Genomic DNA, 15,087 nt, shown 5'->3' on the forward strand with positions numbered 1-15,087 from the left:
GGCGGCACACTGCCGGATGAGCGCGATCTCCGCTTCGGACTTGTGCATGCGCTGGCGCATCGTCGTCTCGAAAAGGTCCACCATGGTGAGCGGTTGCAGGAAATCCTCCAGCTTGTCGCGTTGCATCAGCGTCAGATGATCGCTCTCATATCCAATCACCCCGCCGGTCCCGGTGACGGAGGCCACTGCGCGCCAGAAATTGTCGCGCTGCCAGTCGGTATAGGTGATGTTGTCGGCAAAGCTGCGCCGCCACGGCTGGCCGGCGTCGATGCCCGCGCTGATCGTCACGCATTCGGTTGCGGTGACGACGAGGCCATAGGGGCGCCCGAACGCGCAATAGAGAAAGCCGGAGTAGTAGGCGATGTTGTGCATCGAGGTGAAGACAGCAGCAGTCGCGCCGACGTTGTCCATCCGCTCGCGCAACTCATCGAGACGATCTTCGTATTCAGCCGCATCAAAAGGCAGCGGCGATTTTTCTCCGTTATGGAAACGGTACATGTCAGGACGTGGGGTGGTCATATCAGACCCTCCTTTTCAGAAAGGTCCCGGCGTTCAGGACGCATCGGCCCGCGAGGGGGCGACGCCATCGCCCCGGCCTATGTTTGATTGGCGTATTCCGCAGCCCCGATCAAGCCTCTATTTCAACCCGAGCAGATCCCGCACCATCGCGCTGTCCGGCTCGGTCAGTGCATCGATCACGTCGAAATGGTGCCGCCCTTCGACGACGTGATGCCTTGCCCCCCAGGCTTGCGCGAAATTTTCGGCCTGTTCGAGAAAGACGGGCCGTTCTTCCGCGCCCACCCAGATAGAAACATGCACCCCATGCGGCGGCGGCATGTTGACCGGGCTTTCCGCGCGGGCCTCAACCATATCCAGCCGCAAAACCTCGTTCATGGAGGTTTCGAGCAGCGGTTCGAGGTCCGCCACCGGCGAGATCGGCAAGATACGGGTGATCCTGTCGCGTATATCCCCCGGCAGGACGACCGGATCCATCATGCGGGAAACCAGTTGCCCCCCTGCCGAATGACCCGCCAGCACGATGTCTCCTTGGGTACGCTTCGCCACCTCCATCACGGCGCGGGCGATCTGCCCGGTGATCTGAGCGATGCGTACATCGGGGCAAAGATCGTAGGAGGGCATCGCCACCGCCCATCCCCGCGCCACCGCGCCCTGCGCCAGATGGGACCAGTATGAACGATCGAACGCCTTCCAGTAGCCCCCGTGGACAAAGATGACCGTCCCCCGGGACACGCCCTCGGGTTCGAAAAAATCGAAGGCCTCCCGCTCGGTCGGGCCGTAGGACACCCCAAGCTGTGCGCGGAAACCCAGCTTTTTCCGAAAGGTCGCGGCCTCTTGCTGCCAGCGTGGCGGATAATCCTCCGCGCCCTCTATATGGGCCGCGTTGGCATAGGCGTCATCCAGTCTCATTCATGGCTCCCCCGGCACGTTCCATCGCAAAGTGGAACTGGACAATCATAGCCAATGTTGCTTTGGGTACCACAGACAAAAGCGGAGAGATTGCCATGACCGACGCGAAGACCGACCTCAAATCCATGCTCAAGGACCCCTCCCTGCTGGAGACGCGGGCCTATGTGAATGGCGAATGGATCGACGGTGACGACGGAACATTCGATGTGACGAATCCGGCCCGCGGCGACGTGATCGCCAAGGTTGCCAACCTGTCCCGCGCTCAGGTGGGCAAAGCCATCGCGGCCGCCGAAAAAGCGCAGAAAGACTGGGCCAAGCAGACCGGCAAGGAACGTGCCGCGATCCTGCGCAAGTGGTTCGACCTGATGATGGAAAACCAGGACGATCTGGGCACCATCCTGACCGCCGAACAGGGCAAGCCGCTGGCCGAAGCGAAGGGCGAGATCGGCTATGGCGCATCCTTCATCGAATTCTTCGGTGAAGAGGCCAAGCGCATCTACGGCGAAACCATTCCCGGCCATCAGCGCGACAAGCGTATCATGGTCATCAAGCAGCCCATCGGCGTTGCCGCATCCATCACGCCGTGGAACTTCCCCAACGCCATGATCACGCGCAAGGCCGCGCCCGCGCTTGCGGCGGGATGTTCCTTCGTGGCGCGCCCGGCGGCGGAAACGCCCCTGTCCGCCATCGTCATGGGCGTACTGGCAGAGCGTGCAGGTATCCCGGCAGGCGTGTTCAACGTGGTGCCGTCCTCTTCCTCCTCCGAAGTGGGCAAGGAATTCTGCGAGAATCCTGCTGTCCGCAAGCTGACGTTCACAGGCTCGACCGAAGTGGGTCGTATCCTGCTGAAACAGGCTGCCGATCAGGTGATGAAATGCTCCATGGAGCTGGGCGGCAACGCCCCGTTCATCGTGTTCGACGACGCGGATCTGGATGCCGCGGTCGAAGGCGCGATCCTGTGCAAGTTCCGCAACAACGGCCAGACCTGCGTCTGCGCGAACCGCATCTACGTTCAGGCCGGTGTCTATGACGCTTTTGCCGAAAAGCTGAAGGCGCGGGTCGAAAAGATGAAGGTCGGCGACGGCTTCGAGGATGGCGTAGACCTTGGCCCGCTAATCAACGGCGACGCCAGCGAGAAGGTCAAGGAACATATCGAGGATGCGCTTTCGAAGGGCGCTGAGATCATCCTCGGTTCCAAGGAAGAGAAGATGGAAGGCAACTTCCTTGCACCCACCATCGTCAAGGGCGTCACCCAGGACATGCAGGTCGCCACCGAGGAAACCTTCGGCCCGCTCGCACCGCTCTTCAAGTTCGATGACGAAGATGACGTGATCCGGATGGCCAACGATACGATCTTCGGCCTCGCTTCCTATTTCTACGCCAACGATCTCAGCCGCGTCTACAAGGTGGCCGAGGCGCTGGAATACGGGATTGTCGGGGTGAACACCGGCATCATCTCGACCGAGGTCGCGCCCTTTGGCGGCGTCAAGCAGTCCGGCCTTGGCCGCGAAGGCAGCCACCACGGGATCGAGGATTACCTTGAGATGAAATACATCTGCATGAGTGTCTGATCATCGACAGTCGCGATGTCGGAAAAGAAGAAGGCAGCGGATTCCGCTGCCTTCTTTGTTTCTTGGAACGCGGCAGGAGCGCGTCGAGCCACTCTTAGTTTAGGCCGACGCCCGCAGACCCGAACTGGGAAAGGGAGGAGCCGAAGCGCGCGTCGCTCATCCCGAGGTTCAGGCGGTTGTCCGCATCCAACGTCGTCCGGCTGCGCAGGATCACGCGCGGTGTCGCGGTGGCGAACCGGTCATCCAGCGCGACGGAATACCGCAGCGTCCCGTCTTCGCGCTGTTCGACCCGGTCAATCGTGCCCACGACCGTGCCGTCGGAGGAAACGGCCACGGCTGAACCGCTGTCGATCACTGCATTCATGCGGTCGAATTCAGCGGTTTCAAGCGGCCCTGTCACACGCGGGGTTGTGACGGTGGTATCCGTTTCGAGGTTCGTAGTCGCCAGATTGCTGGTGCCGATGTTGCTGGTATCCACGTCTGCATCGACGTTGAGATCCAGATCGGCAGCAGTCTCGGCCACGTCGGTCGCGGCAATCACACCTGTGCCGGCTCCTGCGGCAACACTGGTATCTTCGGAAAGCGTCTGCGCTGCGAGCGGAAGGGCTGTCAGCCCGGCCAGTGCTGTGGTGAGGGTCAGCGTTCGAACGGTATCGCGATAGGTCATTTGATGTTCCTTTCGTCTTCGTTGCTTTGTCTCGGACAGGCACGCAGCCTGTTATCTACAAAACGCATCGCCCCCCGGGCGGGTTGCGAGAACCTTCGAAACTCCGCGGATTTCCGCGCGCCGCATGCAAAAAGGCCCGAGGCGATGCCCCGGGCCAGTGACAGGAGTGGTCTTTATCCGATCAGTTGACGGATTTCGCGTCCACAACATCCTTCTCGATCGCCTTGCGGTCCGATGCGATCTCGATCTGACGCGGCTTCAGCGATTCGGGCACCTGACGCACGAGGTCGATGTGCAGCATGCCATCGGCATGGGCGGCGCCGGTCACCTGAACGTGATCCGCCAGTGCGAAACGGCGTTCGAACGCACGGGTGGCGATACCACGGTGCAGATAGGTCTTCTCTTCCTGTTCATCGGCCTTGCGGGCAGACACGATCAGAGATTTCTCACGCACCTCGACGCTCAGATCAGCTTCGGAGAAGCCGGCCACGGCGATGGTGATGCGGTAAGAATCGTCATCCAGCTTTTCGATGTTATAGGGCGGGTAGCTGGAGGTCGTGCCGTCGTTGGACAGGACGCGGTCCATCATGTTGGCGATCTGGTCGAAGCCAACGCTGGACCGGTAGAGCGGTGCAAAATCATATGTACGCATGTTTCATCCTCATGTTTGAGCGATTTTACGCATGGGCCTTCCATCATTGGACAGACCCGTTTCGGTTATGCCGAAGCCCTTTGAGGCACCCCGGCACCCGCCATGTGGGAATGATTCAGAAGCGTTTCAAGACCCCCGCCCAAAGGTCAGGGGCGTACGAATTTCGCCCCGGTGTCCCGGTTGGGCTGGCCCACGCGGATGCGGCGGCTGCCCGGTCCTTCATGCTGAAAGACACCTTTACCCGCGACCAGTTCGGCCTGCAAAAGGGCGAGCGGCGCGCCGAGCGCAGTCCCCAGCGAAACATTGGCGCCCTCGACCTCCGCCTTGGCGGAGACGACCGATACGATATGGGGGGCACCGTCCTGAAATACGAATATCGGCGCACCGCTCGATCCGAAATCGACAGAGCATGAGGTAACGAGAACCCCCTCCTGCCGGGCGAGAACGGTGCAAACCTCCTGCAGGGAGGGGGCCTCGGACCGGTCGCGCGCATAGCTCACCACGCCGACGCTGTCGCCGGGCCGGGGGCGGGCGCCGGTGCCGAAAGGCTGGATCGTGGTGTTGTTGATCGGGCGTTCCAGTTCCAGCAGGGCCACGTCGTTGCGCACCCGGTCGGACGATACATCGCCGTCAAACACATATTCAGGATGCACCACGGCCCGGCGGATGCCGCGGTAAGCCCCGGCGCGGCCATTGCGCCATCCGGCAAGGAACTGCACCGCGCCGTGATCGATCTGCTGTTTGGTGCGGCTGTCGAACAGGCAATGCGCCGCAGTCAGGACGAGCCTGGGCGCGATCAGCGCGCCGGTGCAGAAACCCACGCCCCCGATATCGAGCCGCCCGACCGCTTCCCAGTCGCGCCCTTCGACACCGCTGTCCAACTGGCGCAGTTGCGCATCCTGTGCCAGCGCACCCTGCGCCGCGAAAAGCAGAATAGTCGCGAATACCTTCAATACACGCAATTCAATCACCCCTGGTCACCCGGTATCCGGATACCCACCAGATGGGGCGAAAATAGGGCCGGATCAGCGCAACCGGGGGATTTCCGGGGCGCGCTGCGATCCATCGCGGTCCAGCGCCGGGGGTTTGGGCCCGCCCGTGGCCCAGTCCAACAGTTCCACGGTATGGACAACCGGAATACCGGTGCCCGAGCCGATCTGCATCATGCAACCGATATTTCCCGCCGCGATGATGTCCGGGCGTTTGGCTTCCAGCGTCCTCACCTTGCGCGCCTTCAACTGGCCGGAGATCTCCGGCTGCATCAGGTTATACGTACCCGCCGAACCACAACACAGATGCGGATCCGCAGGCTCCACCACCGTGAAGCCCGCCTTCTTCAGCAGATCTTTCGGGGCGGTCTTGATCTGCTGGCCATGCTGAAGCGAGCAGGCAGCGTGATAAGCGACCACGAGCCCTTCGTGCGCGGGTGATACCGGCGCGGGAGCATCTATTCCGGCGATGTCGTCGCGGGCCGGTCGTGGCGCTTCCTTGCCTTTTTCCGTGTCCAGAAGATCGACAAGAAGCTCGCTCACGTCACAGGCGATGGCTGACACACGCGCGGCATCTTCGGCCAGCGGTTCATTGCGGAACATATGGCCGTAGTCCTTAACCGTCGTTCCGCAGCCCGAGGTGTTGATCACGATGGCGTCCAGCCCCTTTCCGTCCATCTCCGCCGTCCAGGCGCGGATGTTGCGGGCAGCACTTGCGTGGCTCTCATCAGTCTTGCCCATATGATGGGTAAGGGCGCCGCAGCAACCTGCCCCCTCCGCCACCACGACTTCGCAGCCAAGCCGGGTCAGCAGGCGAATGGTCGCATCGTTGATATCCGTGTTGAGCGCCTTTTGGGCGCAGCCGGTCATCAGCGTCACGCGTTTGCGCGCTGTGCCTTCCGCGGCAAAAGTCTGGGGATCGTCGTTGCGGCTGACCGGGGGGATATGGCGCGGCGCCATCTCCAACATCGCCCGCAGCCGGACATCGGGCATCAGCCGTGCGAAGGGCCGGCCGATCTTCGCCCCCAGCAGGGCGAGCCGGAAGCGCGTCGGATAGGGCAGGATCCGCGCCAGCATCCAGCGCAGCGCACGATCCGACCACGGTCTTTTGTAACGACGTTCTATGTAATCGCGCGCGTGATCGACGAGGTGCATGTAATGCACGCCCGAAGGACAGGTCGTCATACAGGCGAGGCAGGACAGGCAACGGTCGATATGCTTGACGGTCTTCGCATCCGGGTCGCGGTCGTTCTCCAGCATGTCCTTGATCAGGTAGATACGGCCCCTCGGACTGTCGAGTTCATCCCCCAGCACCTGATAGGTCGGGCAGGTTGCCGTGCAGAAGCCACAATGCACGCAGGCACGCAGGATTTCATTGCTGCGTGCGATCTGCGGATCGGAAAGCTGGCTATCCGTGAAAGTCGTCTGCATCGAGCGCTCCGGCTGAAAGAGGTGGAATCAAGTAGCTCGCGCCATCAATCCGGGATTGAGGCGGGAATGAGGGTCGAACCTGTGCCGCAAAGCGGCGGCCAGTTGTGCGACGCCGGGGGCTTCGGGGTGGAACCGACCGAGTCGATCGAAGGTATCGGCACCAGCGCGAACAAGGGTGGCGTGCCCAGCAAATACGCCCACCGCAGCCCGCACGTCATGGCCGGCAGAGGCAAGGCACCAGAGCCGTCCGCCGCCCCAGTCATAAAGCACCGACTGCGCGCCGCTCCGCTCTGCGATGGCAGGCGCATCGGAAGGTTTGCACGACAGCGACCAGACGTCCCCCTTCCGCCCGGCAAAGGGGGTCACGTCGCGCAGGGTGCGCCAGGTTTCGGCGGATGCCTCCGCCTCTTCAATCTCGGCTTCGCCTGCCTTTTCGGCCAGCAAATCGCGCAACCGCCCACCGCGATAACTTACCGACTGTTCGAACCCTTCGATCCGCAGGTACGTTTTGCTGCTGGCCGGGTCGTGGGCCGCACCGGTCACCTCGAACGGGCTTCCCATCGCTTGGGCCATCGCCTGTATCGCTTCGGCATCTGACAACCCGTTCAACACCAGCGTCGCCTCGGTTTCGGGGCGCGGCAGCACCTTGAGCGAAACTTCCGTCAGAACGCCGAGCGTACCGAAAGACCCCGCCATCAGCTTCACGAGGTCATAGCCCGTCACGTTCTTCATGACCCGGCCGCCGTTCTTCACGACATCGCCCTTGCCATCCACGAAGCGGACCCCCAGCAGGAAATCCCGCGCCGCGCCGACAGTCATGCGCCGGGGCCCGGAGACATTGGCCGCGAAGACCCCGCCAATGGTGGGCGTTCCGGAAGTACCCAGCAACTGGCGGTGATCCATGGGCTCAAACGCGAGGCGCTGGTTATCCTGCGCCAGCGTCTCCTCGATCTCCGACACCGGCGTTCCGGCCCGTGCCACGAGCGTCAGCGCCCCGGGCTCATAGAGCGTAACCCCGGCCATCGCCGCGGTAGAAAGAGTTTTTGCATTGCATCGCACGCCGCGGGTGTTGCCGCCCTGTACGGCCCATGCGTCGCCTCCGCCGCGCAGAAGCTCGGCCAGTTCCGCCTCGGTATCCGGTGACACGCCGCTTTGCGGGGGGAGTGTTTCTGAAACGCTCATTCCGCTGCCAGAGCCTTTTCGCGGCGGGTGGCCGAAGCATCCAGCGGGAACACCTTCGCAGGGTTAAGCAGCCACGCCGGATCGAAAACGTCTTTCACCGCCATCTGCGCCTCCAGATCGGCAGCATCGTATTGTACGTGCATGAGGTCCCTCTTCTCGATCCCGACCCCATGTTCCCCGGTGAGGCACCCGCCCGCTTCGACACAGAGCTTCAATATCTCTGACCCGAATTCTTCGCACAGCTCCAGATCGCCGGGCTTGTTCGCATCGAACAGGATCAGGGGATGCATGTTCCCGTCGCCCGCGTGGAAAACGTTGCCCACCTTCAGGCCATAGCTTTTCGACATCTCGCCGATCCTCCGCAGCACCATGGGCAGCGCCGAAACCGGGATCGTCCCATCGAGGCACATGTAATCGTTGATCTGCCCCATGGCGCCGAAAGCGGACTTTCGGCCAAGCCAGATCTTGGCGCTTTCCTCCGCCGAGGTGCTTTCCCGCAACTCGACCGGATTGTGGCCCCGGGCAATCTCAGTGATCAGGGAAAGCTGGTGATCGATCTCGGCATCCGATCCCTCCACCTCCACGATGAGCAGCGCCTCGCACATGGGATAGCCTGCATGGGCGAAGGCTTCGGTGGCTTCGATGCAGGGGCGATCCATGAACTCGATTGCGACGGGCAGAACCCCCGCGCGGATGATGTCGCTGACGCAGGCACCCGCAACTTCGTTATCGTCGAAACCAATCAGTACCGGGCGCGCGCCTTCAGGCTTCGGCAGGATGCGCAGGGTTGCCTCCGTCACGATGCCCAACTGCCCTTCGGACCCGCAGACAAGCCCCAGCAGGTCGAGACCGCCGGCATCCATGTAAGGGCCGCCGATATCGATAATCTCGCCGTCCATCAGCACCATCCGAACCCCGAGCAGGTTATTGGTGGTGACACCGTATTTCAGGCAATGCGCCCCGCCCGAATTCATCGCGATATTACCCGCGATGGCGCAGGCCAACTGGCTTGAGGGGTCGGGCGCGTAGAAGAAGCCTTCTTCCTCCACCGCGCCGGTCACCGACAGGTTGGTTCGCCCGGTCTGCACCCGCACGAATCGGTTGTCGTAATCGGTTTCGAGCACTTCGTTCATGCGCGAAACACCGAGGATCACGCAATCGGCCGTGGGAAGCGCGCCACCGGCCAGCGAGGTCCCTGAACCGCGCGGAACCACCGGAACGCCCTCTTCCGAGCAGATGCGCAGGACGTCGGAAACCTCTTCCGTGGTGGCGGGCAAGACCGCCAGCATGGGCGGGCACTTATAGGCGGTGAGCGCGTCGCATTCGTAGGCCTTGGTTTCGCGGGGGTCTTCGATGACGGCATCGGCGGGCAGAACCTTGCGCAGCCGGTCGGCCACGCGCGCCTTGCGCGCCAGCACGCCAGCGTCGGGTACGGGCATTTCCATGAGCGCCTCCTGTTTGGTAAAGTAATATTACCAATTCACCCATTTGGCAAGAGTGAGGACGTATCGACACAGGTGGCGACGGCTGGGTGGAACCCTATTGGAATGCTCTGGGTTGAACTTATATACCCTTTGCGTAACCAAGATGGTGATCCCAGTGTACAGATTCATCGCAGCCTTGCTGATCACTTTCTCAGCCTTCCCCGCTCTCGCGGACGAACCCGTGATCGAGCAAGTCACCGTTTCCCGTGACGGGGACTTGTGGACATTCGATGTGACCATCAGCCACCCTGATTCCGGATGGGATCATTATGCCGATGCCTGGCGGATCCTGGATGAAAACGGGCGGTCCTTTGGCCAGCGCGATCTTGCCCATCCGCATATCGAGGAACAGCCGTTCACACGATCCCTGTCAGGCGTAACCATCCCGTCCGAGGTCAGAAGCGTGATCATTCAGGCGCATGACACCGTATCCGGATGGTCCGGCGCCGCCCGGCGGATAGACCTGAAATAACTCAGACCCTGTGATAAGGGCCGCCCGAGAGGATCGAGGCGGCCCGATACAACTGCTCCGCCAGCATGACGCGGGCCAGTACATGCGGCCAGACCATTTTACCGAATGAAAGCAGATGGTCGGCACCTGCGCGAAATGACGGCTCCAGCCCGTCAGCACCCCCGATGACGAAAACAAGATCGCCCTGTGCGGCATCGCGCCACCGGCCCAACCGGTCGGCGAAAGCGGGCGAGGTTTCGACCTTGCCCCGCTCATCAAGTGCGCAGATCACGGCACCGTTGGGGAGGGCTTTTTGCAGCAGAGCAGCCTCTTCGGCCATTCCGCCCTTCTTGGCTTCCACTTCGATGACATTGACAGGCCCCAGACCTACCCCACGCCCGGTCCTGTCGAACCGGGCCAGGTAGTCGTCAATGAGTGTCTTTTCGGGTCCGCGGCGGATCCGTCCCACCGCAAGCAGGTGCACACGCAAGGTTGAAACGTCAGCCCTGCAGCGCCGCCGGGTCCCCGTTGGACTGCCACATCTTTTCCAACTGGTAGAATTCGCGCACTTCGGGGCGGAACACATGGACGATCACATCGCCCGTGTCGATCAGCACCCAATCGCCGATGTCCTTGCCTTCCATACGGGCTGTGCGGCCGAACTCGTCCTTCACCTTCTGAACGAGCTTTTCGGCGATGGAGGCCACCTGCCGGGACGAACGGCCCGAGCAGATCACCATATGATCGCCAATAGCCGTCTTGCCGCGCAGATCGATCTGCACGATGTCTTCGGCTTTGTCTTCATCGAGGGATTTGAGGATAGCGGCCAGCAGAGCATCGCTCGCGGCCTGATCGCCAGCGGTCGCCATCAGCGCCGCACCGGGTTTCGCAGGCTGGCCTGCGACAGCTTGGATTGACAGGACATCGTCCTCCTTTTTGCGCGCCGCCAGATCCCCGGCGCTGGGATCACAACCAAGTTAGCAACGGCCGGGGGGCATTTCAATGACGCGCAGCGGCAATCTGCCTACCACCCTTCTTCCGTTATGATATTGTCCGCTTCCGCACCAAGCGCTTTCAGACTGTCGCGCACATCGTCGACGAACCCCTCGGGCCCGCAGATGTAGAAAATCTTACCCTCGAAATCCTGGACGTGCTTCTGCAGAAACTTACGGTCGATCCGACCTTGCGCAAAATCGCTGCTCTCTTCATCGGTGACGGTGAAGACCGGGTTCAATCCATCCATCCGCTCCCATTCTTCCTTCAGAATGATATCGGCCTCGGTCTTGTTGGAATAGAGCAGCCGGCTCCCGCTCAGGGCATCGTCCCGGGACCGACGGCGCAGGATGGAGATGAACGGCGTCACCCCCGCACCCGCCGCGATGAATACCCCCGGCCCGTGGTCGGTGATCGCGCCGAAAGGGTCAGTCATCAGCATATGATCGCCTTCGGACAGATCGGGCAGCCGCTTGGTGACACCGTCGTGGTCCGGATAGCTCTTGATCACGAACTCGAGGATCGTGTCCTCGGGCTGGGAAGTGAAGGTAAAGGGCCGGTCTTCGTCGCGCCAGCCTTCCCGGTCCAGCATGAGCGCCGCCGCCTGCCCCGGCTCGAAGTCAATCCCCTCCGGCCGGTCGAAGACGTAGTGGTTCGTGTCATGGGTAACCGGCGCAAGCGCCTTGAGGGTGAGCTTATGGGGCATTTATCAGGTCTCCTTTGCCACTCAACCTGTAGAAGAGCCCCCGGTTCCGGCTACTGGGCCCTCCTCCGGGGCTTGCCGATCCCCGGAATCGCCGCGGCGACCGCGTGACAGCGCGAGCTTGCTGTCCTCCAGCATCAGCACTTCGCGCTGCGGGAAGGGGATGGAGATGCCGTTTTCCTTGAAGGTGTCCCAAAGCGCCAGATAGACGTTGCCGCGAATGTTGGTCAGACCCCCCGTGGGGTCCCTGATCCAGAACCGCAGGATGTAGTCGACGCTGCTGTCGCCGAAGCCGACGATATGGCAGACCGGCGCCTTGAAGCTGAGCACCCGGTCCACCCCCTTCGCCGCGTCGATGGCGAGTTGGCGCACCTTGTGCGGATCGTCCGAATAGGCGGTGCCGAAATATATGTCCAACCGGACGAATTCGTTCGAGTGGGACCAGTTGACCACCTGCCCGGTGATCAGATCTTCGTTCGGGATGAGGTATTCCTTCCCGTCACGGGTGACCACGCTGGCATAGCGCGCGCCCAGCGTTTGTATCCAGCCGAAGGTCTCGCCGAGGCTGATGACATCCCCGGGCTTGATCGACTTGTCGAGCAGGATGATGACCCCGGAAACAAGGTTCGATACGACCTTCTGCAGGCCGAAACCGAGACCGACACCGATGGCGCCCGACAGCACGGCGAGCCCCGTCAGGTCGATACCGACAGCCCGCACCCCCATGAAGAACGCGAATCCGTAGAGGAAGATCTGCAATCCCTTGACCGCGAGAACCTGCATCGAGGGGCTGATGTCCTGGTTTTTGCGGATGCTGGTGGCCGTTGCGGTGCTGATGACCCGCGCGAGGGTGAAGAGCACCCCGATCACCACAAGCGCCACGATCAGGTCGAGCACCGAAAAGCGGAAATCACCGATCGAAAGCGCCAGCCGGTCCAGAAATGCAGAAACCTCGTCGGCCACCGACAGCAGGTAGAGCGTGGCGTAGATCCACAGGCTCCATGTGACGACCCTGCGCAGCGGCGGATTGCGCACCAGCCGGGCCGCGAAGGCGATGCTGACATAGACGGTCGCCAAGGTCGCCGCGATCCCCACGAGGTAGGAGCGCGACGGCCATGTGACGTTCTGCATCACGACATAGACAGCCCATGCCATAAGCGCGAAACAGATCAGCCCGAGGCGGCGCTTGATCTGGACGATGACCCGGAGTTTCCACCGCTCCCACCCCTCGCGGGACTGGACGTAGCGGCGCAGGACGTTGCCCAGAACCCGGTGCATGAGCCATGCCAAGGCAACCAGCACCACAAGGATGAGGATCTGGTTCTGTCGCCAGCCGGGCGTCAGAAGTCCTTCGGAGAAGTTGATCGTGGTATCGAAGATGCCGCGGAATGCATCCAGAAATTCCGCGAAAGGATCGCCCTGCTGGTCCATCGCCCGTCCTTTTCGTTGGAAAATGCCATGCCGCACAGGGCACCGCAACCCTAACGGCCTTGCAGGAACGTCCGCCAAAGGGTAATTCAGCGACCATGACACTCGTGTTCGATCTGGACGACCGCGCGCGCCTGCGTGAACGCTTCTTTGGCGCGCGCCACGCCGTGCGGGCACAGGGCTGAGCCGCTTCGCACATCCGACGCACACCTGAACCCTATTCATGACCGGGAGAGGACCGATGTCCCCCAAGACGCTCTACGACAAGATCTGGGATGCCCACGTGGCCCATGAGGCCGACGACGGCACCTGCCTTCTCTATATCGACCGCCACCTCGTCCACGAGGTGACGAGCCCGCAGGCCTTCGAAGGGCTGCGCATGACGGGCCGCACGGTGCGCGCCCCCGACAAGACGATTGCCGTGCCGGACCACAACGTGCCCACCACGCTGGACCGCGCCAATGCCGCCACCATGACCGAAGACAGCCGAATTCAGGTCGAGGCGCTGGACAAGAACGCCAAGGACTTCGGCATTCACTACTACCCCGTCAGCGACGTGCGGCAGGGGATCGTGCATATCGTCGGCCCCGAACAGGGCTGGACCCTGCCCGGCATGACGGTCGTTTGCGGCGACAGCCACACCGCCACCCATGGTGCCTTCGGTGCGCTGGCCCATGGCATCGGCACGTCCGAGGTGGAACATGTGCTGGCCACCCAGACCTTGATCCAGAAGAAATCGAAGAACATGAAGGTGGAGATCACCGGCAAGCTGCGCCCCGGTGTGACCGCAAAGGACATCACCCTGTCAGTGATCGGCGCGACCGGCACGGCGGGCGGTACGGGCTACGTGATCGAATATTGCGGCGAAGCCATCCGCGACCTGTCGATGGAAGGCCGCATGACCGTCTGCAACATGGCGATCGAAGGCGGCGCACGCGCGGGCCTCATCGCACCGGACGAGAAAACTTTCGAATATTGCAAGGGCCGCCCGCATGCGCCCAAGGGCGCGCAGTGGGAAGCCGCCATGGACTGGTGGAAAACGCTCTATTCCGATGACGATGCCCATTGGGACAAGGTCATCACCCTGAAGGGCGAGGATATCGCGCCCGTCGTGACATGGGGCACTTCGCCCGAAGACGTGCTGCCCATCACGGCGAAGGTACCGGCGCCCGAGGATTTCAAGGGCGGCAAATCAGGTGCTGCGAAACGTTCGCTCGAATATATGGGCCTGACCCCGGGCACTCCGCTCAGCGAAGTGGCGATTGATACTGTGTTCATCGGCTCCTGCACCAACGGCCGGATCGAGGATCTTCGCGCCGCCGCAGCGATCCTGAAGGGCAAGAAGATCGCCGTGAAACGCGCCATGGTAGTGCCCGGCTCCGGCCTCGTACGGGCGCAGGCCGAAGAGGAAGGTCTGGCGGAGATCTTCAAGGAAGCCGGCTTTGAATGGCGGCTTGCGGGTTGCTCCATGTGTCTGGCGATGAACCCTGACCAGTTGGCGCCCGGCGAACGCTGCGCCGCCACCTCAAACCGCAACTTCGAAGGCCGGCAGGGCCGGGGCGGGCGTACCCACCTGATGAGCCCCGCGATGGCAGCCGCCGCCGCGATTACCGGCCACCTCACCGATGTCAGGGAGATGATGTAATGGAAAAGTTCGACACGCTGACAGGCATCGCCGCACCGATGCCGATGATCAACATCGACACCGACATGATCATCCCCAAGCAGTTCCTGAAGACCATCAAGCGCGAAGGGCTTGGGGTGAACCTCTTCGACGAAATGCGCTATGACGACAACGGAAACGAGATCCCGGACTTCGTCCTGAACAAGCCGCAGTACCGGGATGCCGAGATACTCGTGGCCGGGGACAACTTCGGCTGCGGATCGTCACGCGAACACGCGCCATGGGCGATCAAGGATTTCGGCATCCGCTGCGTCATCGCGCCCAGCTTTGCGGACATTTTCTACAACAACTGCTTCAAGAACGGCATCCTGCCCATCGCGCTGCCGCAGGAGCAGGTCGATGTGCTGATGAAAGACGCCGAAAAAGGCGCCAACGCCCGGATGACGATCGACCTCGAAGCGCAGACGGTCACCACCTCGGACGG

Annotated in this window: 16 protein-coding genes; 4 read left to right on the plus strand and 12 right to left on the minus strand. The window is 62.1% G+C overall.

The genetic code is table 11. The features are described from left to right. The coding region (locus A3764_RS18075; protein ID WP_201722463.1) for an aminopeptidase P family N-terminal domain-containing protein at positions 1–519 on the minus strand (519 nt) is incomplete at its 3' end. Positions 520–636: 117 nt separating this feature from the next. Beyond that, positions 637–1,428, minus strand: coding sequence for an alpha/beta hydrolase (locus tag A3764_RS18080; RefSeq protein WP_067921241.1), 792 nt, complete (start codon positions 1,426–1,428; stop codon positions 637–639). A 95-nt stretch (positions 1,429–1,523) separates the two neighbouring features. Between A3764_RS18080 and A3764_RS18085 the strand changes: the two genes are divergently transcribed. Then, positions 1,524–2,999: an NAD-dependent succinate-semialdehyde dehydrogenase gene (locus A3764_RS18085; protein ID WP_067921244.1), complete on the plus strand. Its 1,476-nt coding sequence runs from the start codon at positions 1,524–1,526 to the stop codon at positions 2,997–2,999. Between the two features lie 94 nt (positions 3,000–3,093). Here A3764_RS18085 and A3764_RS18090 read toward each other — a convergent pair whose 3' ends face one another. The 6 genes from A3764_RS18090 to A3764_RS18115 form a co-directional block, all read right to left on the minus strand. Continuing rightward, the gene (locus A3764_RS18090; RefSeq protein ID WP_067921245.1) at positions 3,094–3,666 is read right to left on the minus strand and encodes a hypothetical protein; all 573 of its coding nucleotides are present in this window, start codon (positions 3,664–3,666) and stop codon (positions 3,094–3,096) included. A gap of 181 nt (positions 3,667–3,847) precedes the next feature. Beyond that, positions 3,848–4,318 (minus strand): Hsp20 family protein, encoded by a 471-nt coding sequence (locus A3764_RS18095; protein ID WP_067921247.1) that lies wholly within the window; start codon positions 4,316–4,318, stop codon positions 3,848–3,850. Positions 4,319–4,464: 146 nt separating this feature from the next. Next, complete coding sequence (locus A3764_RS18100) at positions 4,465–5,280, minus strand: trypsin-like serine peptidase (protein WP_067921370.1); 816 nt, start codon at positions 5,278–5,280, stop codon at positions 4,465–4,467. Between the two features lie 63 nt (positions 5,281–5,343). After that, complete coding sequence (gene glcF / locus A3764_RS18105) at positions 5,344–6,738, minus strand: glycolate oxidase subunit GlcF (RefSeq protein ID WP_067921249.1); 1,395 nt, start codon at positions 6,736–6,738, stop codon at positions 5,344–5,346. Positions 6,739–6,765: 27 nt separating this feature from the next. Beyond that, complete coding sequence (locus A3764_RS18110) at positions 6,766–7,884, minus strand: FAD-binding protein (protein WP_067921372.1); 1,119 nt, start codon at positions 7,882–7,884, stop codon at positions 6,766–6,768. Between the two features lie 32 nt (positions 7,885–7,916). Beyond that, entirely contained in the window at positions 7,917–9,365 is a 1,449-nt protein-coding gene (locus tag A3764_RS18115) for an FAD-linked oxidase C-terminal domain-containing protein (RefSeq protein WP_067921251.1), read from the minus strand. Positions 9,366–9,519: 154 nt separating this feature from the next. Between A3764_RS18115 and A3764_RS18120 the strand changes: the two genes are divergently transcribed. After that, positions 9,520–9,876 carry a hypothetical protein gene (locus A3764_RS18120; protein ID WP_443069048.1) on the plus strand — a complete coding sequence of 119 codons (357 nt, stop codon included), beginning with the start codon at positions 9,520–9,522 and terminating at the stop codon, positions 9,874–9,876. A gap of 1 nt (position 9,877) precedes the next feature. On the opposite strand, the gene rlmH is transcribed toward A3764_RS18120, so the two are convergent. The 4 genes from rlmH to A3764_RS18140 form a co-directional block, all read right to left on the minus strand. Beyond that, positions 9,878–10,345 carry a 23S rRNA (pseudouridine(1915)-N(3))-methyltransferase RlmH gene (gene rlmH, locus A3764_RS18125; protein ID WP_067921253.1) on the minus strand — a complete coding sequence of 156 codons (468 nt, stop codon included), beginning with the start codon at positions 10,343–10,345 and terminating at the stop codon, positions 9,878–9,880. Positions 10,346–10,355: 10 nt separating this feature from the next. Further along, a complete protein-coding gene (gene rsfS, locus A3764_RS18130; protein ID WP_067921255.1) occupies positions 10,356–10,724 on the minus strand; it encodes a ribosome silencing factor in 369 nt (122 codons plus the stop codon). Between the two features lie 155 nt (positions 10,725–10,879). Further along, a complete protein-coding gene (locus A3764_RS18135; protein WP_067921257.1) occupies positions 10,880–11,554 on the minus strand; it encodes an FAD-binding oxidoreductase in 675 nt (224 codons plus the stop codon). A 21-nt stretch (positions 11,555–11,575) separates the two neighbouring features. After that, positions 11,576–12,982, minus strand: coding sequence for a mechanosensitive ion channel family protein (locus A3764_RS18140; protein WP_082850971.1), 1,407 nt, complete (start codon positions 12,980–12,982; stop codon positions 11,576–11,578). 238 nt (positions 12,983–13,220) lie between these two features. Between A3764_RS18140 and leuC the strand changes: the two genes are divergently transcribed. Together leuC and leuD are read left to right on the plus strand one after the other, a co-directional pair. Continuing rightward, a complete protein-coding gene (gene leuC, locus A3764_RS18145; RefSeq protein ID WP_067921259.1) occupies positions 13,221–14,624 on the plus strand; it encodes a 3-isopropylmalate dehydratase large subunit in 1,404 nt (467 codons plus the stop codon). Continuing rightward, a partial coding sequence (gene leuD, locus A3764_RS18150) for a 3-isopropylmalate dehydratase small subunit (protein WP_067951892.1) occupies positions 14,624–15,087 on the plus strand: 464 nt, incomplete at its 3' end. The genes leuC and leuD, both read left to right, overlap by 1 nt.

Source organism: Sulfitobacter sp. HI0129 (assembly GCF_001635395.1).
In the GTDB taxonomy this organism is placed as follows: domain Bacteria; phylum Pseudomonadota; class Alphaproteobacteria; order Rhodobacterales; family Rhodobacteraceae; genus Sulfitobacter.